The organism is Pseudomonas sp. FH4, from assembly GCF_000510915.2.
Lineage (GTDB): Bacteria > Pseudomonadota > Gammaproteobacteria > Pseudomonadales > Pseudomonadaceae > Aquipseudomonas > Aquipseudomonas brenneri.
Genome location: NZ_AOHN01000016.1, coordinates 140831 through 164437 on the forward strand (window position 1 = coordinate 140831; position 23607 = coordinate 164437).

The 23607-nt window shown below is 60.3% G+C and carries 20 protein-coding genes; 19 read left to right on the forward strand and 1 reads right to left on the reverse strand.

From position 1 onward, the window contains the following. Positions 1–187: 187 nt before the first annotated feature. The 15 genes from yaaA to H097_RS11935 all read left to right on the forward strand — a co-directional run bounded on the left by yaaA (position 188) and on the right by H097_RS11935 (position 19883). Entirely contained in the window at positions 188–967 is a 780-nt protein-coding gene (yaaA, locus tag H097_RS11865; RefSeq protein ID WP_032860004.1) for a peroxide stress protein YaaA, read from the forward strand. 885 nt (positions 968–1852) lie between these two features. Further along, positions 1853–3169: a nucleotide sugar dehydrogenase gene (locus H097_RS11870; RefSeq protein WP_032860005.1), complete on the forward strand. Its 1317-nt coding sequence runs from the start codon at positions 1853–1855 to the stop codon at positions 3167–3169. 82 nt (positions 3170–3251) lie between these two features. After that, entirely contained in the window at positions 3252–4733 is a 1482-nt protein-coding gene (alg8, locus tag H097_RS11875) for a mannuronan synthase (protein WP_162237641.1), read from the forward strand. 38 nt (positions 4734–4771) lie between these two features. Then, positions 4772–5941, forward strand: coding sequence for an alginate biosynthesis protein Alg44 (locus H097_RS11880; protein ID WP_032860007.1), 1170 nt, complete (start codon positions 4772–4774; stop codon positions 5939–5941). A gap of 98 nt (positions 5942–6039) precedes the next feature. Further along, positions 6040–7485: an alginate biosynthesis TPR repeat lipoprotein AlgK gene (algK, locus tag H097_RS11885; RefSeq protein ID WP_241495426.1), complete on the forward strand. Its 1446-nt coding sequence runs from the start codon at positions 6040–6042 to the stop codon at positions 7483–7485. Then, the gene (locus H097_RS11890; protein WP_032860008.1) at positions 7482–8969 is read left to right on the forward strand and encodes an alginate export family protein; all 1488 of its coding nucleotides are present in this window, start codon (positions 7482–7484) and stop codon (positions 8967–8969) included. The genes algK and H097_RS11890 overlap by 4 nt, the downstream gene beginning before the upstream one ends. Beyond that, positions 8969–10558, forward strand: coding sequence for a mannuronan 5-epimerase AlgG (algG, locus tag H097_RS11895; RefSeq protein WP_032860009.1), 1590 nt, complete (start codon positions 8969–8971; stop codon positions 10556–10558). Before H097_RS11890 ends, algG begins: the two co-directional genes overlap by 1 nt. A gap of 11 nt (positions 10559–10569) precedes the next feature. Beyond that, a complete protein-coding gene (locus H097_RS11900) occupies positions 10570–12018 on the forward strand; it encodes an alginate O-acetyltransferase (RefSeq protein ID WP_032860157.1) in 1449 nt (482 codons plus the stop codon). Between the two features lie 8 nt (positions 12019–12026). Continuing rightward, a complete protein-coding gene (locus H097_RS11905; protein ID WP_156356791.1) occupies positions 12027–13127 on the forward strand; it encodes a mannuronate-specific alginate lyase in 1101 nt (366 codons plus the stop codon). Between the two features lie 217 nt (positions 13128–13344). Then, positions 13345–14769 carry an MBOAT family protein gene (locus H097_RS11910; RefSeq protein ID WP_032860011.1) on the forward strand — a complete coding sequence of 475 codons (1425 nt, stop codon included), beginning with the start codon at positions 13345–13347 and terminating at the stop codon, positions 14767–14769. Positions 14770–14779: 10 nt separating this feature from the next. Further along, positions 14780–15970, forward strand: a complete 1191-nt coding sequence (locus H097_RS11915) for an alginate O-acetyltransferase (RefSeq protein WP_032860012.1) — start codon at positions 14780–14782, stop codon at positions 15968–15970. Between the two features lie 16 nt (positions 15971–15986). Beyond that, positions 15987–16640: an alginate O-acetyltransferase AlgF gene (locus H097_RS11920; protein WP_032860013.1), complete on the forward strand. Its 654-nt coding sequence runs from the start codon at positions 15987–15989 to the stop codon at positions 16638–16640. Positions 16641–16860: 220 nt separating this feature from the next. Further along, positions 16861–18312, forward strand: coding sequence for a mannose-1-phosphate guanylyltransferase/mannose-6-phosphate isomerase (locus H097_RS11925; protein ID WP_032860014.1), 1452 nt, complete (start codon positions 16861–16863; stop codon positions 18310–18312). A gap of 273 nt (positions 18313–18585) precedes the next feature. After that, complete coding sequence (locus H097_RS11930; RefSeq protein WP_032860015.1) at positions 18586–19050, forward strand: hypothetical protein; 465 nt, start codon at positions 18586–18588, stop codon at positions 19048–19050. A gap of 20 nt (positions 19051–19070) precedes the next feature. Then, the gene (locus H097_RS11935; RefSeq protein ID WP_032860016.1) at positions 19071–19883 is read left to right on the forward strand and encodes an SDR family oxidoreductase; all 813 of its coding nucleotides are present in this window, start codon (positions 19071–19073) and stop codon (positions 19881–19883) included. Between the two features lie 77 nt (positions 19884–19960). Here H097_RS11935 and H097_RS11940 read toward each other — a convergent pair whose 3' ends face one another. Then, on the reverse strand, positions 19961–20869 hold the full coding sequence (locus H097_RS11940; protein ID WP_050593342.1) for a LysR family transcriptional regulator: 909 nt from the start codon (positions 20867–20869) through the stop codon (positions 19961–19963). 111 nt (positions 20870–20980) lie between these two features. Between H097_RS11940 and H097_RS11945 the strand changes: the two genes are divergently transcribed. Genes H097_RS11945 through H097_RS11960 form a run of 4 tightly spaced genes read left to right on the forward strand, consistent with a single transcriptional unit; the run spans position 20981 to position 23601 of the window. Next, positions 20981–22171, forward strand: a complete 1191-nt coding sequence (locus H097_RS11945) for an MFS transporter (protein WP_032860017.1) — start codon at positions 20981–20983, stop codon at positions 22169–22171. Continuing rightward, positions 22168–22572 carry a hypothetical protein gene (locus H097_RS11950; RefSeq protein ID WP_032860018.1) on the forward strand — a complete coding sequence of 135 codons (405 nt, stop codon included), beginning with the start codon at positions 22168–22170 and terminating at the stop codon, positions 22570–22572. Before H097_RS11945 ends, H097_RS11950 begins: the two co-directional genes overlap by 4 nt. 20 nt (positions 22573–22592) lie before the next feature. Then, positions 22593–23153 carry a hypothetical protein gene (locus H097_RS11955; RefSeq protein ID WP_241495427.1) on the forward strand — a complete coding sequence of 187 codons (561 nt, stop codon included), beginning with the start codon at positions 22593–22595 and terminating at the stop codon, positions 23151–23153. Continuing rightward, a complete protein-coding gene (locus tag H097_RS11960) occupies positions 23143–23601 on the forward strand; it encodes a hypothetical protein (RefSeq protein WP_229752308.1) in 459 nt (152 codons plus the stop codon). Before H097_RS11955 ends, H097_RS11960 begins: the two co-directional genes overlap by 11 nt. Positions 23602–23607: the final 6 nt, after the last annotated feature.

Consider the following 23607-nt stretch of genomic DNA (forward strand, 5'->3'; position numbering starts at 1 on the left):
CTCTGTAGGAGCGAGCTTGCTCGCGAAGAACGTCAACGATAACACTGGCATCCTGCATGCACGCTGTGCCCTGGCGTTTTTCGCGAGCAAGCTCGCTCCTACAGAAATTGCGTGGCTATTGGCTTGATAGGTGGAGTCAAACCGCCCTACCCCCTAGAATCCCCCGACGATTACAGGAGACGACTTCATGCTGATGGTGATTTCCCCCGCCAAAACCCTCGATTTCGAGACCAGGCCTGCGACCCCGCGCTTTACCCAGCCGCAATACCTTGACCACTCCCAGGAGTTGATCGAGCAGTTGCGCGAGCTGAGCCCGGCGCAAATCAGCGAGTTGATGCACGTATCCGACAAGATCGGCGGTCTCAACGCCGCACGTTTCGGCAGTTGGACGCCGGCCTTTACCCCGGCCAACGCCAAGCAGGCGCTACTGGCGTTCAAGGGAGATGTGTACACCGGCCTGAATGCCCAGACCTTCAAGGAAGCCGACTTCACCTACGCCCAGGAACACCTGCGCATGCTCTCCGGCCTGTATGGCCTGCTGCGCCCGCTGGACCTGATGATGCCGTACCGCCTGGAGATGGGCACCAAGTTGGCCAACGCCCGTGGCAAGGACCTGTACGCGTTCTGGGGCACACAGATCAGCGAGTGGCTTAATGAAGCACTGGCCGAGCAAGGCGATGACGTGTTGCTGAACCTGGCGTCCAACGAGTACTTCTCTGCGGTCAAGCGCCCGGCCCTGAACGCGCGGATCATCAATACCGAGTTCAAGGACCTGAAAAACGGCCAGTACAAGATCATCAGCTTCTACGCCAAGAAAGCCCGCGGCATGATGAGCCGCTTCGTGATCGAAGAGCGCATCAACGACCCAGCCCAGCTCAAGCAGTTCGATGTGCAGGGTTATCGCTTCAATGCCGAGCAGTCCAAGCCGGATAACCTGGTGTTTTTGCGCGATCACGCACCGGAATAAAGCGCTGCCCGATCTAAAGAACAATGCGGATAAAAATGTGGGAGCGGGCTTGCTCGCGAAAGTGGTGGATCAGTCACCGGATAGATTGACTGAAGCACCGCTTTCGCGAGCAAGCCCGCTCCCACATTTGTCCTACATTCCTTCAGCAGAATCGTCATTATTTTGGCGTCAAAAATATTTCTTCAGATTCTCTAACGTTTCTTTCACTCGACATTCGTCAGTTTTTTTCGTAGTGGCACCACTTTTTTTAAACAGTAGTGGCATAAAACTATATCCCCGCGCCAACTCCCTATAACCACTAGCCAAATCCGCAAGTGCTATCAATATAGTACCAGTGCCATCTTTGCCAATATTTCAAGAAATTTCGAAAAACAGGATGAGCGGCCAGGAACTATGCCCCCAAGTGCCGCTCATACCACCGGTAACGATTATCTCTGCTCTTGTGCGATATGACTTACACAACGACCACCGAAAGTAGCAAAGTTGTCACATACACGTTTACTTTCGGTTCTAACAACCAACTATTTAGTTGAGGGCAGGCGATCAGGTTGCATGACCATCACCTATAAGGCCAAGGCTGAGCCTACCCAAATGGGTCAGTGAGACAACCCAAGGCACTGATAGAAAAGGGCTTAATCCCCATATCACGGCTTTGCGGCACTGGCGCCAGACCTTTCTCGCTGAAGGCTGGCTGCATTTCAGGGCAAGCCCCAACAACAAGGCCAAGTTGCGCACAACTTGAGTGCATTAGTTAGTCACTCGACTTTTAACATGCCTGTACACGGGAATGCTGTGTCTATTCACGGCATAACCTTATGCATGAGTGACGCTTTAAAACATTAACTCCAGCCATCTAATGGCTCGTTAAACACAGAGGTATATGCGATGCGCATCAGTATATTTGGTTTGGGTTACGTGGGCGCAGTCTGTGCCGGCTGCCTGTCTGCACGGGGCCATGAAGTGGTCGGCGTAGACATCTCCAAGGATAAGATTGACCTGATCAACGCGGGCAAGTCGCCCATCGTTGAACCAGGCCTGGGCGAACTGTTGAGCCAGGGCATTGCCAGCGGTCGCTTGCGCGGTACCACCGACTTCGCCGAAGCCATCCGCGATACCGATCTGTCGATGATTTGCGTCGGTACACCGAGCAAGAAAAACGGCGACCTGGAACTCAACTACATCGAAGCGGTGTGCCGCGAGATCGGTTTTGTCCTGCGTGACAAGACCACCCGTCACACCATCGTGGTGCGCAGCACCGTGTTACCCGGCACCGTGGCCAACGTGGTGATCCCGATCCTCGAAGACTGCTCCGGCAAAAAAGCCGGTGTCGACTTCGGTGTAGCGGTCAACCCGGAATTCCTGCGTGAATCCACCGCCATTGCCGACTACGACCTGCCGCCGATGACCGTCATCGGTGAGTTCGACAAAGCCTCCGGCGATGTCCTGCAATCGCTGTACGAAGAACTCGATGCACCGATCATCCGCAAGGACATCGCCGTCGCCGAGATGATCAAGTACACCTGCAACGTCTGGCACGCGACCAAAGTGACCTTCGCCAACGAGATCGGCAACATCGCCAAGGCCGTGGGCGTCGATGGTCGCGAAGTGATGGAAGTGGTCTGCCAGGACAAGACCCTGAACCTGTCCCAGTACTACATGCGCCCGGGTTTTGCCTTCGGCGGCTCGTGCCTGCCAAAAGACGTGCGTGCCCTGACCTACCGCGCCGGCGCCCTGGACGTGGAAGCGCCGCTGCTCAACTCGCTGATGCGCAGCAACGAGTCCCAGGTGCAGAACGCCTTCGACATCGTCTCCGGCCACGACAAGCGCAAGGTCGCCCTGCTGGGCCTGAGCTTCAAGGCCGGCACTGATGACCTGCGCGAAAGCCCGCTGGTAGAGCTGGCGGAAATGCTCATCGGCAAGGGCTTCGACCTGAGCATCTACGACAGCAACGTCGAGTACGCCCGTGTCCACGGTGCGAACAAGGACTACATCGAAGGCAAGATCCCCCATGTGTCGTCCCTGCTCAACTCGGACTTCGACGATGTGATCAACAACAGCGACGTGATCATCCTCGGCAACCGTGACGAGAAATTCCGTGCCCTGGCGCAGAACGCCCCGCACGGCAAGCAAGTGGTCGACCTGGTGGGCTTCATGTCCAAGGCCACCAGCGTGACGGGCCGTACCGAAGGCATTTGTTGGTAACAGCAACAGCAAGTTTCGCGCTGCAGCGTTCCCATCCCCAGCGTTTGCAGCGCGAAGCCTTCTTCACCTTCGGATGACGCTTATGTCCAAGTTAAAACACGTACTACTGCAATCCGCCGGCTGGCTGTGCTTCCTGAGCCTGCTGATGGGTCTCGCCCTGCTGTTGCCAGCCAGTACGTTCGACTCCGAGTCGAAGAATTTTATTTTCCTGATTGGCGCCGTCGGTATCTGGCGCTACTCGATGGGTGCTACGCATTTCTTTCGCGGCATGCTGTTCCTCTATGTGGTCTACCCGCACCTGCGGCGCAAAGTGCGCAAGCTGGGCAAGGCGGCGGACCCCTCCCATGTGTTCCTGATGGTCACCAGTTTCCGCATCGACGCGCTGACCACCGCACAGGTCTACAGCTCGGTGATTCGCGAGGCCATCGAGTGCGGTTTCCCTACCACCGTGGTCTGCTCGCTGGTGGAAATGTCCGATGAGTTGCTGGTCAAGAGCCTCTGGGAAAAGATGAACCCGCCGGCCCACGTCAAACTGGATTTCGTGCGGATCGCCGGCACCGGCAAGCGCGATGGCCTGGCCTTCGGTTTCCGCGCGATCTCCCGCCATCTGCCGGACGAGCGCGCCGTGGTTGCAGTGATCGACGGCGACACGGTGCTGGCCGAGGGCGTGGTGCGCAAAACCGTGCCGTGGTTCCAGCTGTTCGGCAATGTCGGCGGCCTGACCACCAACGAATTCTGCGAAGTGCGCGGCGGCTACATCATGAGCGAGTGGCACAAGCTGCGCTTCGCCCAGCGTCACATCAACATGTGCTCCATGGCCCTGTCCAAGCGCGTGCTGACCATGACCGGGCGCATGTCGGTGTTCCGTGCCAGCGTAGTCACCGACCCCGGTTTTATTGCCGATGTGGAAAGCGACTCGCTGCAACACTGGCGCCTGGGCCGCTTCAAGTTCCTGACCGGCGATGACAAGTCCAGTTGGTTCAGCCTGATGCGCCTGGGCTATGACACCTTCTACGTGCCGGATGCGGCGATCAACACCGTGGAACACCCGCCGGAAAAGAGCTTTATCAAGGCCAGCCGCAAGTTGATGTTCCGCTGGTACGGCAACAACCTGCGCCAGAACTCCCGCGCCCTGGGCCTGGGCATGCAACGCCTGGGCCTGTTTACCAGCGTGGTGCTGTTCGACCAGCGCGTGTCGATGTGGACCTCCCTGCTGGGCCTGACCGTGGCAATCATCGCCACCTTCAAGTACGGCGGTGCGTTCATCCTCGCCTACCTGTTGTGGATCGGCATCACCCGCCTGATCCTGACCCTGCTGCTGTCGTGCTCCGGCCACAAGATCGGCCCCGCCTACCCGGCGATTCTCTATTACAACCAGATCATGGGCGCGCTGGTGAAGATCTACGTGTTCTTCCGCCTCGATCAACAGTCCTGGACCCGCCAGGACACCAAACTGACCCGCGATTTGGCCAGCTTTCAACGTTGGTTCAACACCTGGTCGTCTCGGACCATGACCTTCTCCGCCGGCAGCATTTTCGTCGCCGTGTTGCTGATGATGGTCTGACCCTGCCAAGCCTGAATTAACCTAGGAATTAGTACGCCATGAACAGTCAAGTAAACGCCAACGTTGTCCACGAATCCGAAGCCCAGCGCCAACACGCCCGGGTAAAAATACCGGCCAAGCTGCGTTTTTTCGGCGCCGACCGCACGCCCATGGAAGTGCGTGTCATCGACCTGTCCGCCGGCGGCCTGGCCTTCAATGCCGCCCAGCAACCATTGAAAGTCGGTGATGTGCACAAGGCGCGCCTGCAATTTGTGATCGACAACCTGGGCCTGGCGATGGACGTGGAATTGATGGTGCGTTCCCACGACCGCCAGAGTGGCCGCACCGGCTGCCAGTTCCAGAACCTCGACGCCCAGGACATCTCGACCCTGCGCCACCTGATCACCTCGCACTTGTCGGGCGATATCGTGACCATGGGCGACGTGCTGGCAACCCTGCAGCGCGACAACTTCACCAAGGCGCGCAAGGTCAAGGACAGTGGCAGTGGCATGAGCGCCTTCGGCCGCCTGCGCGCCGTGACCTTCAGCCTGGCGATTTTCCTGGTGGGCCTGGCAGCCTTCGGGTTCGTGTTCAAGTCGGTGTACGGCATGTACTTCGTCAGCCATGCCCAGGCCGGCCTGGTCAACGTGCCGGGGATGAACGTAACCATGCCCCGCGACGGCACCGTACAAAGCCTGATCAAGGACAACGGCGTTGCCGCCAAAGGCGCGCCACTGGCGACCTTCAGCACCAGCATGCTCGATGTGCTCAAGGGCCATCTGGACGAAGACCAACTGCAACCGGCCAAGGTCGAAGAGCTGTTCGGCAAGCAAATGACCGGCACCCTGACCTCGCCCTGCGACTGCATCGTCGCCCAGCAGTTGGTCGCGGACGGCCAGTACGCCAGCAAAGGTGATGTGATCTTCCAACTGGTGCCGCGCGGCAGCCAGGCGAATGTCGAGGCGCGCTTTTCCTATCGTCAGTTCGCTGATGTGCGCCCAGGCACCCGCGTGAACTTCCAGGTGGCCGATGAGGAACAAGTGCGCAGCGGCACCATCGTCAGCAGCACCAGCCTCAACAGCGCCGACCTGTCTTCCGACATCCGCGTGCAGATCAAGCCCGATACCCCGTTGGACAGCCTCTATGCCGGCCGCCCGGTGGAAGTGACCAGCGACCGTGGCCCGTCCCTGAACTGGCTGATCGATAAAGCCATGGCTGCTGGTTTGTAAGCGAGGACATGCCTGTGAACCCTATTTCAAGAACAACACAATCCCTGTGGGAGCCTAGTCCTGTAGGAGCCGGGCTTGCCCGCGATGCAGGCGACGCGGTGCATCAGACAAACCGCGGCGATGCCTTCGCAGGCAAGCCAGCTCCCACAAAAGCGCGCGCCCACATCCGCCCTGTGGCGCTGCTGGCATTGGCGGTCAGCCTGGCCGGTTGCGCCGGCCTGCCCGACCAGCGCCTGGCCAATGAAGCACTCAAGCGTGGCGACACCGCCACCGCCGCGCAGAATTACCAGCAACTGGCAGACCTGGGTTACAGCGAGGCCCAAGTCGGCCTCGCGGATATCCAGGTCGGCAGCCGCGACCCGGCGCAGATCAAGCAGGCCGAGGCCACCTATCGCGCGGCAGCGGATGTATCGCCACGCGCCCAGGCCCGCCTGGGTCGCCTGCTGGTGGCCAAGCCCGGCGCCACCGAGGCCGAGCACCGCGAAGCCGAAAGCCTGCTGAAAAAAGCCTTTGCCAATGGCGAAGGCAACACCCTGATCCCACTGGCGATGCTGTACCTGCAATACCCTCACGATTTCCCCAGCGTCAACGCGCAGCAGCAGATCGATACCTGGCGCACTGCCGGCTACCCTGAAGCGGGCCTGGCGCAGGTGCTGCTGTATCGCACCCAGGGCACTTACGACCAGCACCTGGATGACGTCGAGAAAATCTGCAAGGCCGCGCTGAACAGTACCGATATCTGCTACGTCGAACTGGCCACCGTCTACCAGAAACGCGGCCAGGCTGAGCAACAGGCCGAACTGCTCAAGCAGATGCAAGCAAACTACAGCCGTGGCACCGTCACCGCCCAGCGGGTCGACAGTGTGGCCCGTGTGCTGGGCGATGCCTCACTGGGCAAGACTGACGAAAAAACCGCCCAGGCCCTGCTGGAGAACATCGCCCCAGGCTACCCTGCATCCTGGGTCAGCCTCGCGCAGTTGCTCTACGACTTCCCGGAACTGGGCGACGTCGAGCAGATGATGAAGTATCTGGACAACGGCCGTGCCGCCGACCAACCCCGCGCCGAATTGTTGCTGGGCAAGCTGTACTACGAAGGCAAGTGGGTGCCGGCCGATGCCAAGGCCGCGCAAGCGCACTTCCAGAAAGCCCAGGGCCAGGAAGTGGCTGCCGATTACTACCTCGGCCAAATCTACCGCCGTGGCTACCTCGGCCAGGTCTACCCGCAAAAGGCCCTGGATCACTTGCTGACCGCAGCGCGCAACGGCCAGAACAGCGCCGACTTCGCCATCGCCCAGCTGTTTTCCCAAGGCAAGGGCACCCAGCCCGATCCGCTGAACGCCTATGTCTTCAGCCAACTGGCCAAGATCCAGGACACCCCGCAGGCCAATGAGCTGGCCGCGCAACTTGAACAACAACTGCCGCCGGCCCAGCGCGCCGAGGGCCAGCGCCTGCTGCAACAAGAGCTGGCCGCCCGTGGCGCCCTGAGCCAAAGCACGCTGCAACTGCACGCCCTGCAAGAAGAAGACGGCGAGGAATCCCTATGAAACTCAATCCATTCGTCAAGGCCGGTATTGGCCTGACCTTCGCTCTGCTGTGGTCGTGCCCGACCCTGGCCGCGCTGACCGAAGACAAGAACTTCGGCCTGGAAGTAAAAATCACCGGTCAGTCCGAAGATGACCGCGACCTGGGCACCCAGCGTGGCGGCGACGTCAACGGTATCGGCCTGGATGTACGCCCGTGGATCTATGGCGAAAGCGGTGCCTGGAGCGCCTACGCCATGGGCCAGGCAGTGGCGTCCAGCGACATCATCGAGACCGATACCCTGCAACAGTCCGATGGCGACACCACCGAGCAGTCGAGCAACAACGATCGCAAGACCAAGAAGAACTACCTGGCCCTGCGCGAGTTCTGGGTCGGCTACAGCGGTTTCACGCCCTACCCTGGCGAGATCCTCAAGCTCGGCCGCCAACGCCTGCGCAATAACGATGGGCAGTGGCGCGACACCAATATCGAAGCGCTGAACTGGACCTTCGACACCACCCTGCTCAAAGCCAATGTCGGCGTTGCCGAACGCTTCAGCGAGTACCGCACCGACCTCAAGGAACTGTCTCCCGAAGACAAGGACCGCCAGCACTTGTATGCCGATGCAGCCTACCAGTGGACTCCCGGCCATTGGGTCGGCCTGCGCGGGCATCACACCCACGACGACGGCAAGCTCGACTACCCACAACCGGGCGTGGCCGCCGACCCACTGGACAAGCGCCAGAACGGCGACCTGACCTGGCTCGGTATTGAGGCCAACAGCGACGCCTATAACTGGCGCAACACCAATACCGTCAACTACTGGGCCAGCGTCACCGGCATGCAGGGCGACCGCAGCAGCGTCAACGCGCTGAACGCCGACGGCACACGCCCAGCCAACGCCAAGCGCAACCAGGATGTAGACGGCTGGGCCACTGACCTCGGCGTGCGCCTGCGCCTCGACCCGCAGTGGCAAGTGGGCGCGGCCTATGCCCGCGCCAGCGCCGACTACGAGCAGAACGGCCTGCAAAGCAACCGTTCGAACTTCACCGGCACGCAATCGCGGGTGCATCGTTTTGGCGAGGCGTTTCGCGGCGAGATGAACAATATGCAGTCCATGAGCCTGTTTGGTTCCTGGCAATTGCGCGACGACTACGACGCCAGCCTGGTCTACCACAAGTTCTGGCGCGTGGACGGCAACAAGCCAGTGGGCAGCAATGGCATCGATGCGGTACAGAACAACTACGACGACGTCACCGGCGCCGTGTTGTCCAGCGCCTCCCTGCCGCTGGTAGACGGCAACAAGGACCTTGGCCAGGAGATGGACCTGGTGGTCACCAAATACTTCAAGAAAGGCCTGCTGCCCGCAGCCCTCAGCCAGTCGATCGACGAACCGTCGGCCCTGGTGCGCTTTCGTGGTGGGGTGTTCAAGCCGGGCGATGCCTATGGCAAGCAAGTCGACTCGTACATGCACCGCGCCTTTGTCGACGTAGTCTGGCGCTTCTGATGGGAGCCTGCGCAATGAATCCTCACGCCCTCAAAGGCTCGGCCCTGCTCGCTGCGGCAATGCTGCTGGCGTGCGCCCCGGCCTTTGCCAATGTCGAGCCGCAGGTCAAGGCGCCCACCATCGCCAAGGAACTGCAACAGGCCAAGACCTACACCATCACCAGCCCGCCGACCGCGCCGCTGGAGATGCCCAAGCCGGCGCTGCCAGACCTGTCGGGCTACACCGCCGAGGCCGTGGCGCAGAAGATCGTACGCAGCAAGGCCGGCAAGGTCAGCATCCGTCGGATGATGCAGGAGAACGCCCTCAAGGACTTCATCGGCGGCGACAACAAGATGGCCGAATGGGTGGTGCGCCAGCACGGCATCCCCCAGGCGATCTTTATCGACGACGGCTACATGAACCTCAAGGACCTGCTCAAGAAGGTGCCCAAGCAATACCTGAGCGAAACCTCGCCCGGGGTATTCCTGGCCAAGCTACCGATTGTGGTCGGCGAAAAGGGCATCCTCGAAATCGATAAACAGACCCAGGAATTGCGCCTGTCCCAAGAGGCCGGCTCGTTCCTGGTCAACGATGGCCAGCTGTTTGTGCGCGATACCAAGATCACCGGCTGGCGCGAGAAGACCAATGGCCCGGCGACCTTCCGCTCGCCCAAGGAATTCCGCCCGTTCCTGCTGGCCTGGGGCGGTACCCAGACCTATATCGTCAACAGCAAGATGGCCAGCTTCGGCTACGCCAACAGCAAGTCCTACGGCGTGAGTATTTCCCAGTACACGCCGAACATGGCCAAGGTGCTCAAGCGCCCGGAACCCACCGGCTGGATTGTCGATTCCGAGTTCTCGGACATGTGGTACGGCTTCTACTGCTACGAGACCACCGGGTTTGTGATCAAGGGCAGCACCTACAAAGACAATATCGTCTACGGCATCGACCCCCACGACCGTTCCCACGGCCTGATCATTGCCGACAACACCGTGTACGGCACCAAGAAAAAGCACGGCATCATTATTTCCCGTGAGGTCAACGACAGCTTCATCTTCAACAACCGCAGCTACGACAACAAGCTCTCGGGCCTGGTGATCGACCGTAACAGCGTGAACAACCTGATCGCCGATAACGAGATCTACCGCAACCACACCGACGGCATCACCCTCTATGAGAGCGGCGACAACCTGTTGTGGGGCAACCGCGTGATCAGCAACCGCCGCCATGGGATCCGCGTGCGCAACAGCGTGAATATCCGCCTCTACGAAAACGTCGCCATGGCCAACGGCCTGACCGGCGTCTACGGGCACATCAAGGACTTGACCGACACCGACCGCGACATCGCCCTCGACCCGTTCGACGCCCAGGTCTCGCTGATCGTCGTCGGCGGTGAGCTGGCGGCCAACGGCAGCGGGCCGCTGTCCATCGACTCGCCGCTGAGCATTGAGCTGTTTCGCGTATCGATGCTCGCACCCACCAAATCCAGCGGCATCAGCTTCTCGGGGATTCTTGGCGAGCGCCAGGATGAAATTCTCGACCTGCTGGTGCGCCAGCGCAAAGCCGTGCTGATCGACCCTGTCGAACGCCAGACCCCATTGCAGGACTGAGGATGACCTTTATGCACCCACACATGATCAAACTGCTCAGCCTCTCGGGTTTGACCCTTGGCATCCTGGCCGCCAGCCATAGCGTGCGCGCCGATCAAGCACCGGCCCCAAGCTTCACTGCCGAGCCGTGCTGCAACCTGTGCCCCGCGGCGCACGACGCAAAGAACTACACCACTCGCTACCAGCAGAACTTCACCACCCTGGTACAGGCCCAGGGCGACTGGCTGTTCCGGACCCAGGAAGACCTGCGTACCGAATTCGACACCACCCCGGCCGGCTACAAGCGCATGCAACAGTTGCACGATGCGTTCAAGAGCAAGGGCGTGGAGTTGGTGGTGGTCTACCAGCCGACCCGTGGCCTGGTGAACCGCAACAAGCTCAACCCGGCGGAAAAGGCGCGCTTTGATTTCGATAAGGCGCTGGGCAACTACAAGTCCATGCTCGGGCGTTTTGCCAAGATGGGCTACGTGGTGCCGGATCTGTCGCCGCTGACCAATGAACAGTTACCGGACGAACTGCCGGCCCATGATTTCTACTTCCGTGGCGACCAGCACTGGACCCCGTATGGCGCCCAGCGCACCGCAAAAATCGTCGGTGCCAAGGTGCGCGCCATGCCCGAATTCGCCGGGATCCCCCAGCGCGAATTCGAGACCAAGAAATCCGGACGCATGGGCAAGACCGGCACCCTGCACAACATGGCCGGGCAGTTATGCGGCACCAGCTACGCGATCCAGTACATGGACCAATTCAGCACCGAGCCCAAGGGCGAAGCGGCGGACGGCGACCTGTTCGGCGACTCTGGCAACCCGCAGATCACGCTGGTGGGCACCAGCCACAGCGGCAAGAACTACAACTTCGCCGGTTTCCTGGAACAGGAAATCGGTGCCGACATCCTCAACGTCGCCTTCCCCGGCGGTGGCCTGGAAGGTTCGATGATCCAGTACCTGGGCAGCGAAGAGTTCCAGAAAAGCCCGCCGAAGATCCTGATCTGGGAGTTCTCGCCGCTGTATCGCCTGGACCAGGAAACCACTTATCGCCAGATGATGGCCCTGCTCGACAACGGCTGCGAAGGCAAGCCGGCGCAAATGAGCGCCAGCACCACGCTCAAGCCCGGCAAGAACGAGTTGATGGTCAACAGCAAGAACATGGACCTGCGCAACAGCCGCCATCAGGTTGATATTCGCTTCGCCGATCCCTCGGTGAAAACCCTGCAAGCCACCCTCTGGTACATGAACGGGCGCCACGAGGACATCAAGATCGACAAGCCCGAAACATCCGAGACAGACGGGCGTTTCGCCTTTGAACTGCGCACCGATGAAGACTGGGCCTCGCAGAACCTGCTGGCCGTGGAAGTCCAGGGCCCCGAAGCGGGTGCTGCCGCGCAAAAAGTCGAAGCGAAAATTTGCACACGCAACGTGTTCCCAAGCGACGGTCAGCAGACCGCCCAACTTGGGCAATGAGGTTACCTATGCAAAAGTTACTGATTCCAACGCTGCTGGGCCTGGCGATGTTTGCAGGTCAAGTCAACGCCGCCGCGCCGCTGCGGCCGCCCCAGGGTTACTTCGCGCCGATTGAAGCGTTCAAGACCGGCGACTTCAAGAATGACTGCGACGCGATGCCCACGCCCTACACCGGGGCCCTGCAGTTTCGCAGCAAATACGAGGGCTCCGATAAGGCCCGTTCGACCCTGAACGTACAGTCGGAAAAAGCCTTTCGCGACAGCACCGCCGATATCACCAAACTGGAGAAAGACACCAGCAAGCGGGTGATGCAGTTCATGCGCGACGGTCGCCCGGAGCAATTGCAATGCACCCTGAACTGGCTGGTGAGCTGGGCCAAGGCCGATGCGTTGATGTCCAAGGACTTCAACCACACCGGCAAGTCCATGCGCAAATGGGCGTTGGGCAGCATGGCCTCGGCGTATGTGCGCCTGAAGTTTTCCGAGTCGCAACCGCTGGCCAAACACCCGCAGGAATCACAGTTGATCGAAGCCTGGTTCAACAGACTGGCCGAGCAAGTGGTCAGCGACTGGGACAACCTGCCCCTGGAAAAAACCAACAACCACTCGTACTGGGCCGCCTGGTCGGTGATGGCCACGTCCGTCGCCACCAACCGTCGCGATCTGTTTGATTGGGCGGTCAAGGAATACAAGGTCGGCGTCAATCAGGTCGATGCCCAGGGCTATCTGCCCAACGAACTGAAGCGTCAGCAACGGGCCTTGGCCTATCACAACTATGCGTTGCCGCCACTGGCGATGATCGCCAGTTTTGCCCTGGTCAACGGCGTGGATGTGCGCGGTGAAAACAACGGCGCGCTCAAGCGCCTGGGGGACAAGGTGCTCGCAGGCGCCAAAGATCCGGACATATTCGAACAGAAAAACGGCAAGGAGCAGGACATGAAGGATCTGGAGCAGGACTCGAAATTCGCCTGGCTCGAACCGTTCTGCACCCTCTACACCTGCGCCCCGGATGTGATCGAACGCAAGCACGACATGCAACCGTTCAAGACCTTCCGCCTGGGCGGCGACCTGACCAAGGTCTACGACCCGGCGCACGATAAAGGCCGTTGATGGAACGGGCGCCCAATGTGGGAGCGGGCTTGCCCGCGATAGCGGTCTGACATTCAGCATTGATGTCACCTGACACACCGTTATCGCAGGCAAGCCAGCTCCCACATTTGGGGCCGGTTTCGACAGTGAAAAAGTAGTACAGCCCTCCCCGGTTTTTCGTGGGGGGTTTGGGGGGGCCGTTGGCCCTTGACTGTTGGTTAAACATGGAGAGATCGGGATGGTTTTCTCGTCCAATGTGTTCCTGTTTCTGTTCTTGCCGATCTTCCTCGGCTTGTACTATTTGAGCGGGCAACGCTATCGCAATCTGCTGCTGCTGATTGCCAGCTACGTGTTCTACGCCTGGTGGCGAGTGGACTTCCTGGCGCTGTTCGCCGCCGTGACCCTGTGGAACTACTGGATCGGCCTCAAGGTCGGTGCGGCAGGCGTGCGCACCAAGCCGGCGCAGCGCTGGCTGCTGCTCGGGGTGGCGGTCGACCTGTGCATCCTTGGCTACTTCAAGTACGCCAACTTCGGCGTCGACAGCATCAACCTGATGATGAAATCGGCGGGCCTGGAACCGTTTATCCTGACCCACGTACTGTTGCCGATCGGGATCTCGTTCTACATCTTCGAGTCCATCAGCTACATCATCGACGTGTACCGTGGCGACACTCCGGCGACCCGCAACCTCATCGATTTTGCGGCGTTCGTGGCGATCTTCCCGCACCTGATCGCCGGCCCCGTGCTGCGCTTTCGCGACCTGGCCGACCAGTTCAACAACCGCACCCACACCCTGGATAAATTCTCCGAGGGCTGCACGCGATTCATGCAGGGCTTTATCAAGAAGGTGTTTATCGCCGACACCCTGGCGGTGGTGGCCGACCATTGCTTCGCCCTGCAAAACCCCACCACCGGCGATGCCTGGCTCGGCGCGCTGGCGTATACCGCGCAGCTGTACTTCGACTTCTCCGGCTACAGCGACATGGCCATCGGCCTGGGCTTGATGATGGGTTTCCGTTTCATGGAAAACTTCAAGCAGCCGTACATCAGCCAGTCGATCACTGAGTTCTGGCGGCGCTGGCATATCAGCCTGTCCACCTGGCTGCGCGACTACCTGTACATCACCCTGGGCGGCAACCGCAAAGGCACGCTGACCACCTACCGCAACCTGTTCCTGACCATGCTGCTCGGTGGCCTGTGGCATGGCGCGAACATCACCTACATCGTCTGGGGCGCCTGGCACGGCATGTGGCTGGCGATTGAAAAAGCCATCGGCCTCGACACCTCGCCACGCACGTTCAACCCGCTGCGGTGGGCCTTCACCTTCCTGCTGGTGGTGACCGGCTGGGTCATTTTCCGCGCGGAAAACCTGCAGGTGGCCGGGCGCATGTACGGCGCGATGTTCAGTTTCAACGAGTGGTCGCTGTCGGAACTCAACCGCGCCAGCCTCACCGGCCTGCAAGTGGCAACCCTGGTGGTGGCCTACGCCACCCTGGCGTTCTTTGGCCTGCGCGACTTCTATCGCGATCATCCGGCGGCGCCCCGCGTAGCCCAGGCAGTGCCGGGCTACGCCATGCGGGCCTGTGTGTTGCTGCTGTTCGCGGCATCGATTCTCAAACTGTCGGCGCAGAGTTTCTCGCCGTTCCTTTACTTCCAATTCTGAGGGAGCCGACATGACCCGTTCATTACGCGTGCTCTATATCGCCCTGTTCCTGAGCATGCTGCTGGTGCTGGGACTTTGGTCGATGCGCAGTTTTTTCGGTTTCAGCACCCACGCCGATGCCACCGTGCTCAACGGTCGCTGGACCAAGGCCGTCGAGACCCATTACGACGACGAGTTCCCGATCAAGCGCCTGGGTACCAACCTCTGGGCGGCGTTGGACTACAAGCTGTTCAACGAAGGCCGTCCCGGCGTGGTGCTGGGCCGCGATCACTGGCTGTATAGCGACGAGGAGTTCAACCCCGCCGTCAACCAGGCGCAGAACCTGCAAGACAACTACGCCCTGGTCGAAGGCGTGCGCCAGACCCTCAAGGCCAAGGGCGTGCAGTTGGTGATGGCGATTGTCCCGGCCAAGGTGCGCCTGTACCCCGAGCACCTGGGAGAAGTGCAACCCGCGACTATTCATGCCGGGCTCTACCAGGATTTCCACGCCCGGGTTGCCGCCGACAAGATCATCGCCCCCGACCTGCTGGGCCCGTTGCAACAGGCCAAGCTCCATGGCCAGCAAGTGTTCCTGCGCACCGACACACACTGGACCCCGGATGGCGCCGAAGTTGCGGCCAAGCAACTGGCCAGGGTGATCAACGCCAAGACCCTGCTCAGTGGCGAGCCCCAGCGTTTTGTCACCGACGCCGAGAGCATCACCCCGCACAGCGGTGACTTGCGCTTGTTCCTGCCCCTGGACCCGCTGTTCGAAAACCTGATGCCGCCCAAAGAGCCCCTGCAAAAACGCGTGACTCACGCGGTGCAAACCCAGGCAGCAGGCGATGACGCCCTGTTCGCCGACAGCGAAATGCCGGTGGCGTTGGTAGGCACCAGCTACAGCGCCAACCCCAACTGGAACTTCGTCGGCGCCCTCAAGCAAGCCCTGGGCAGTGAAGTGGTGAGCTACGCCGAAGACGGTCACGGCCCGATCCTGCCGATGCTCAGCTACCTGAAAAGCGACGACTTCAAGAACAGCCCGCCACAAGTGCTGATCTGGGAGTTTCCGGAACGCTATCTGCCTGTGAACAACGAAATCGGCGACGCCGACCCCCAGTGGGTTGCGCAACTCAAACAAGCCGGTACCCGCCAACAGAACATGGCACTCAACACTCCCGTTAAAACCCAGAAATCCGAGACGCCCGACCGGGCGCAAAACTGAAAGAGAGGTAACTCACATGACTTTCACTACTACTCCGCGTCGTCTCGCCAAGACCCTGGCCCTGGCCGCCGGTATGAGCTTCGTATCGATGTCCGCCTTCGCCGGCGATGCCGCCCTCTACGGCCCGGTAGCGCCGAAAGGTTCGAGCTTCGTGCGCCTGTTCAACGCCAGCAACCAGGAAGTCAGCGCCACGGTCGGCAACACCGCCTTGAGCGACGTCGCCCCGCTGGCCAGCAGTGACTTCAGCTTCCTGCCGGGCGGCGACTACAGCGCCAAGGTCGGTAGCCAGAACGTCACGGTCAAGCTGGCCGCCGATCACTACTACACCCTGGTCAACAGTGGCAGCGGTCAGCCGCAACTGATCGAAGAGCCACCGTTCAAGAACAAGCAGAAATCCCTGGTGCGCGTGCAGAACCTCAGCGACAAGGCCCTGACCCTGAAGACCGCTGACGGCAAGACCGACGTGGTCAAGGCCGTGGCCGCCAAGGGCCGTGGCGAGCGCGAAATCAACCCGGTGAAGGTCAGCCTGGCGCTGTACGACGGCGACAAGAAAGTCGGCGACGTGAAGCCGGTGGCGCTGGAGCGTGGTGAGGCGGCGGTGCTGTATGTCACCGGTTCTGGCAGCAGCCTGTCGCCAGTGTGGGTCAAGCGCCCCGTGTCGACCCGCTAATTATTTCCTGAACTGACGGCTACCCACTGTAGGAGCGAGCTTGCTCGCGAAAATCGCCAACGATAACGCGAGCAATCTGAATGAACGCGGTGTCTGGAAGTGCTTCGCGAGCAAGCTCGCTCCTACAGGGGATCAAGGCGTCAGTTCGGACCGAGACAAAAACAAGAGTGAAACGACTGAATTTCGTTGCTCTAACCCATACAGATTCAAGGAGAAACCCATGATCCCAGTAATCCTTTCCGGTGGTAGCGGCTCACGTCTTTGGCCGCTTTCGCGTAAACAGTTCCCTAAACAGTTCCTGGCCCTGACCGGCGAGCACACGCTGTTCCAGCAAACCCTGGAGCGCCTGGTGTTCGAAGGCATGGACAGCCCGATCGTGGTCTGCAACAAGGAGCACCGTTTCATCGTCAACGAGCAGTTGAGCGCACGCAAGCTGGAGAGCCAGCGCATCCTGATGGAACCGTTTGGCCGCAACACCGCGCCGGCCGTGGCCCTGACCGCGATGATGCTGGTCAATGAAGGCCGTGACGAACTGATGCTGGTCCTGCCCGCCGACCACGTACTGGACGACCAGAAAGCCCTGCAACGCGCCCTGGCCCTGGCCACCGTGGCCGCCGAGCGTGGCGAGATGGTGCTGTTCGGCGTGCCCGCCACTCGCCCGGAAACCGGCTACGGCTATATCAAGTCCACCAACGACTCACTGCTGCCCGAAGGCGTCAGCCGCGTGCAGCAGTTTGTGGAAAAACCCGATGAAAAACGCGCCGTGGAGTTCGTCAAAAGCGGTGGTTACTTCTGGAACAGCGGCATGTTCCTGTTCCGCGCCAGCCGCTTCCTCGAAGAGCTGAAAAAGCACGACCCGGACATCTACGACACCTGCGTGCTGACCCTGGAGCGCAGCGAACATACCGCCGATACCGTGACCTTCGACGAAGCCACCTTCGCCTGCTGCCCGGATAATTCCATCGACTACGCGGTGATGGAAAAAACCCAGCGCGCCTGCGTGGTCCCGCTCAGCGCCGGCTGGAGCGACGTGGGCTGCTGGGCCTCGCTGTGGGCGGTCAATGACAAGGACGCCAACGGCAACGTGACCAAAGGCGACGTGGTGATCCAGGACAGCAAGAACTGCATGATCCACGGCAATGGCAAACTGGTGTCGGTGATCGGCCTGGAAAACATCGTGGTGGTGGAAACCAAGGACGCGATGATGATTGCCCACAAGGACAAGGTCCAGGGCGTCAAACAGATGGTCAACACCCTCAACGAACAGGGGCGCAGCGAGACCCAGAACCACTGCGAGGTCTATCGCCCGTGGGGCTCCTACGACTCGGTGGACATGGGCGGGCGGTTCCAGGTCAAGCACATCTCGGTCAAGCCGGGCGCGTGCCTGTCACTGCAGATGCACCACCACCGCGCCGAACACTGGATCGTGGTCAGTGGTACCGCCGAGGTGACCTGCGACGATAACGTGTTCCTGCTCTGCGAGAACCAGTCCACCTACATCCCGATTGCCTCGGTGCATCGCCTGCGCAACCCGGGCAAGATCCCGTTGGAGATTATTGAAGTGCAGTCGGGCAGTTATCTGGGCGAGGATGATATCGAGCGGTTTGAGGATATCTACGGTCGGTCGACCCCGATTGAGCGTGGCGTGTCGGTGAAAACCATCGCGCAGTAACCACGCCGTACAAAAAGCCCCCGTCCAGCTCACTGCGTCCCCTATCCGCAGGGGGTTGGGCGGGGGCTTTTTCTTTGGGGCTTTGGGTGATGCTGAGGGCCCTTTCGCGAGCAAGCCCGCTCCCACACTTACCGAGTCCATCCTTGAAATGCGGTCAACCTGTGGGAGCGGGCTTGCTCGCGAAGGCGTCAGCCCAGCCAACACACCTCTTAAGGTAGCCAATCCCACCTGCGCTTCAGTTAGGATGTTCGTTCCTTATTCGAGGTGGTCTCCATGTTCTTCGGCGTTCTACTGATCATCACCTGGCTGATCCTGCTGCTGCGCTATCCCGCCAAGGCCTTGCCAGTATCCCTCGCAGCTGCCGTGGGCCTGGGCTTCGTGGCGATGTGGGTGGTCTGGCTGGACAACCGCGAAGCCGCGCAACTGGCGCGCCTGGAACTACGCATCAGCTACGCCCCCGAGCAATGCCCTGTCGATCGCCCCTTGCAGCTCAAACTCAACAATGGCAACGATGTGCCCCTGACCGAATTGCGCTGGCGCGTCGCCGCCTACGCGCCGGGCGATACGGTCAACCTGGCCGACAACGTCTATGCTGCCCCGCGCTATCGCGGCCCCGGCGAGTTGCAGGCCGGCGCGACCTGGGAAGATTGCCTGCCGATGCCGCCACTGCGTCCCGGCTATCGCCCACAAACCCTGGAGTTTCGTGCCGAACGCCTGCAAGGCAGTTTCTCCGACTAATACCCACAAAGGATTGATCCATGCCCAACGTGCTTATCACCGGTTGCTCCAGCGGCATCGGCCGCGCCCTGGCCGATGCCTTCAAGGCTGCCGGCTATGACGTGTGGGCCAGCGCCCGCCGTCCCGAAGACGTCGCGACCCTGGCGGCAGCCGGCTTCAAGGCCGTGCAACTGGATGTCAACGATGGGGCGGCGCTGGCGCAACTGGCCGGGCAAGTGGGCGAGGTGGATGTACTGATCAACAACGCCGGATACGGCGCCATGGGCCCGCTGCTCGATGGCGGTACCGAGGCGATGCAGCGCCAATTCGAGACCAATGTGTTCTCCATCGTCGGCGTGACCCAGGCGCTGTTTCCAGCCTTGCGCACGCGCAAGGGGTTGGTGGTGAATATCGGCAGTGTTTCCGGAGTGCTGGTCACCCCGTTTGCCGGTGCCTACTGCGCCTCCAAAGCCGCCGTCCATGCCCTGAGCGATGCCCTGCGCATGGAGCTGGCGCCGTTTGGCGTGCGGGTCATGGAAGTGCAGCCGGGGGCGATCAACACCCGTTTTGCCAAGAACGCCGGCACCCAGGCCGAATTGCTGATCAACGAACAATCGCCATGGTGGCCGTTGCGCGAAAGCATCCGTGCGCGCTCCCAGGCCTCTCAAGACAAACCCACACCGGCCAGCGCGTTCGCGGCAGATGTGCTCAAGGCCGTGCAACAACCAGAACCACCGCGCCTGCTGCGCTCGGGCAATGGCAGCCGGGCGTTGCCGTTGATGGCGGCACTGTTGCCCAAGGGGTTGCTGGAGAAGGTGTTGAAGAAGCGGTTTGGGTTGGCTGGGGTTTTGTAGGTTTATTCAGGGACCGAGGCGCCTGTATCGCGAGCAAGCCCGCTCCCACACTTGCCGAGTACATCCTTGAAATGCGGTCAACCTGTGGGAGCGGGCTTGCTCGCGATGGCGTCCCAACCAGCAACCGCCCCCTCCTTCATGAAATCAATAAACGCCCGCACCTTGAGCGGCAAATGCCGCGTGTCCGGGTACAGTGCATACACCCCCTGGGGTACGAAGCGATAATCCGGCAACAGGCGTACCAATCGCCCCGTGTCCAGATCCTCCTGTACCAGCCACTGCGGCAGGATTGCCACGCCATGGCCACGCACGGCAAATGCCTGGAGCACGGCGGCACTGTCAACCATAAGCGCACAGGGACCAGAGCGATATTGATGCTCGCCACCTGCCGGGTCGATCACACTCAACTCGGTCAATCGGCCGTGCCCCAGCTTGGGCAGTTGTTCAAGTTCATCCAGCGTATGGGCGGTACCAAAACCAGGCGCCGCAACCGCGAATATCTGGTAAGTGGATAACTGCACCGCACGATGATTGGAATCCAGCAGCCGCCCCAACCGAATCGCCACATCAAAGCGCTCGGAGATCAGATCGGCATGGGTGGAGGATGTGGATAAGTGGACATTCAGATCCGGGTGCAGACGTCGAAAGGCTTCCACTGCTGGGGCAACCACCGCCAACGCATATTCCACGGTGGTGGTGATGCGCAGCGTGCCCTTGAGCTGGGCGTGTTCAGAGCGGGCTTCTTCCACCGCCAACTGCGCTTCTTCGAGCATGCGTGTACAGCGCAGGTAAAACCGCTCGCCGGCATCGGTCAACGCCAATTGCCGGGTGTTGCGCGTCAGCAGGGTGACACCGAGTTCAGCCTCCAGGCGCTTGAGATTGAAGCTGACCACAGCGCGGGTCTGCCCCAGTCTATCGGCCGCGGCAGTCAGCGAACCGGCCTCCACCACCGTCTTGAACGTCTCGAAACGATCCAGGCTGACCATGGGCCACGCCTCCATTTGTCAAAATATTTTTGACAAACTAACAGCCAAACCAGCGTTCCCCAAGCATCCGCAGCACTCTACCCTGCCGGGATTGAATGCAGGAACGCCCTGATGACCTACCGCTCGAAAGTCGCCTGGATCTTTTTACTGGGCTTTGCCCTCGACCTGGTGAACATGTTTGTCGCCACCATTGCCTACCCGGATATCGCCCGCGAACTGCAGGCTTCGGTCACGCAATTGGCGTGGGTCAGCAATGCCTACATGCTCGGCCTGACTGCGATCATTCCCATGAGTGTGTGGCTGGCCGCCATGCTGGGGGAAAGAAACCTGATTGCCGTCAGCCTGCTGCTGTTCGCCGCAGCCTCGGTGATGGTCGGGCAGGCGAGTTCGATTGAAGCGCTGATCGGTTGGCGCGGCCTGCAAGGGTTGGGGGGTGGCTTACTGATTCCGGTGGGCCAGGCAATGGCCTACCGGCACTTTCCCCCAGCAGAACGCAGCCAACTCACCGCCAGGGTGATGTCCGTCGCGTTACTGGTACCAGCATTGTCCCCAGCGCTGGGCGGGGTGATCGTCGACAGTGTGTCGTGGCGCTGGATCTTCTACGCCAACCTGCCGCTGGCGCTGCTGACCTTACTGCTGGCGCTGCTGTGGATAAAACCCGACCAACCAACAAATGTTCGCCCTGTGCTTGAGCTGGGGGGGATTTTCACCCCCCTGAGCAGCCCGCTGTTACGGGTGGCGATGCTGGTCTATCTGTTTATTCCCGGGGTCTTTATCGGCACCAGCCTGATTGCCATCCTCTATCTGCGCGGCCTTGGATACGACTCGACACGCACCGGGGGCCTGATGCTGCCATGGGCAGTGGCGTCGGCCCTGGCCATTTTCCTCAGCAAAAAACTGTTCAACCGCTGTGGGCCCAAGCCATTGCTGCTGGCGGGCATGGTGCTGCAATGCAGCGGTATTGTGCTGCTGAACACCGCCGAACCTGTGCTGATCATTCTTGCCTACGCCTCAATGGGCCTGGGCGGCAGCCTGTGCAGCAGCACCGCACAGACCCTGGCGTTTCTCGATGTTCCCGTCGAACGCATGGGCCATGCCAGCGCGCTGTGGAATATCAATCGGCAAGTCAGCTTCTGCCTGGGTGCCGCAGCGCTCAGCGCACTGTTGTCGGCCTTGGATTCCTTCAGCATAACCTTCACGATAGCGGCAGCCCTGACACTGCTGCCACTCTTCGCAGTGCTGCACCTGGATGCTTCCAGAGTCCGCACGCTGCTTCACCCAGCCAGCGAGCCGCAACGATGATTGACTACAGTGATTTTTTTGAAGAAGTGATCCAGACCCACATAGAAATCGAGCAATGGTTTGCCGGCGTGGCACCCGAAGGCACCCTGCAGAACCTGCTTGCGCGCTTCTCCCCCGAATTCAGCATGATCGCCCCCGCCACCGGCGCACGGGTCAATGCCGCCGGGGTCAATGCCCTGTTCACTCGCCTGGGCGGCATGCGGCCCGGATTGAAAATCACCTTGAGTGAAATGGCAGGCATTGACCGGCATGCACGCGGGGCCACGGTGACCTACCGCGAACGCCAGATCGATGACAGCGGTACACAAACAGACCGCCGTGCCACCGTAGTATTCGAGAAACAAGCCAGTGGCGCGCTGCTGTGGCGCCATCTGCACGAGACCTATATCCAGGGCCAATAACGCCTCCTGTAGGAGCTGGCTTGCCAGCGAAAAACGTCAACGCTGACACGGAGCACCAGGTACCCCGCGTTGCTCTCAGGTTCTTCGCCGGCAAGCCGGCTCCTACAGCAATCCGCGAACTAGCTGACATCATTAACGGTAACCAATCTTCAGGCTCTTTCACCTCTTGTCCAAGGAAAGGTGAAAGGATGCTCAAGGACTTTCTCAGCAGCGGCGTGCCCAATGCCCACATAACAACTCGTCAACGACTAACCAGCCTACTGGACCTGCCCAGGCTCTATCGAACCATTGACGCCGATCCTGCCATCGTCGGGGCTGGCGTAGTGCATATCAGCAGTGATTATCGGGTGACGGTGCTGCGACTGAAAAACCCTCGCCATCCTCGCGAAATAATCCGGTTGAAGCAGTTGGCCGGAACTCTTCCTAAACGCTACAGCAATGCCCAATTACGCCAAGACATTCTCACTCAGATAGCAGATCAGATAGGGGCCGCGATAGCCGTCACAGGTAGCAGCATCTCTGGAAATATTAACCACATCGTCATCGCGCTTTATGAGGAGTTCAGTAGCCATGACCAATAACGCCAATACAGTATGCAAGCCGCGAACATTGCGTGGTTACACCCAACGCTTTGCTTTCACGGTGGGTACTGCAATATCAATGAACTTAGTGAGCATCTCGGGCAACCTGTCACATAGCCTCTCTTATTACGCCCGAATAAACTATCTCTCTAGCGACTATGCTGTGATGGCAAGCCTGATACTGGTATTGGCAATGTGTATCGGATTAGCCTTGGTGGCGCTAGGGTTTCGTTTGGGCCCTCCACTACTTGCATGTGTCGCGGCTCTGAATGTTCTGCTTTCGGCGGACTACTTGGGCAACCACCCGGTCACTCTGTTTGCGCTATTTCCTCTGCTGCAATCTCTGCTCTGCCTGGTCATCCTCAATACAAGAAACCACCGCCGCTACACCAACATGCTGAGGGTCAAGCGTCGGCGTAAAATCAGGGCTAACGCGTCAATCTCTTAGTCAACC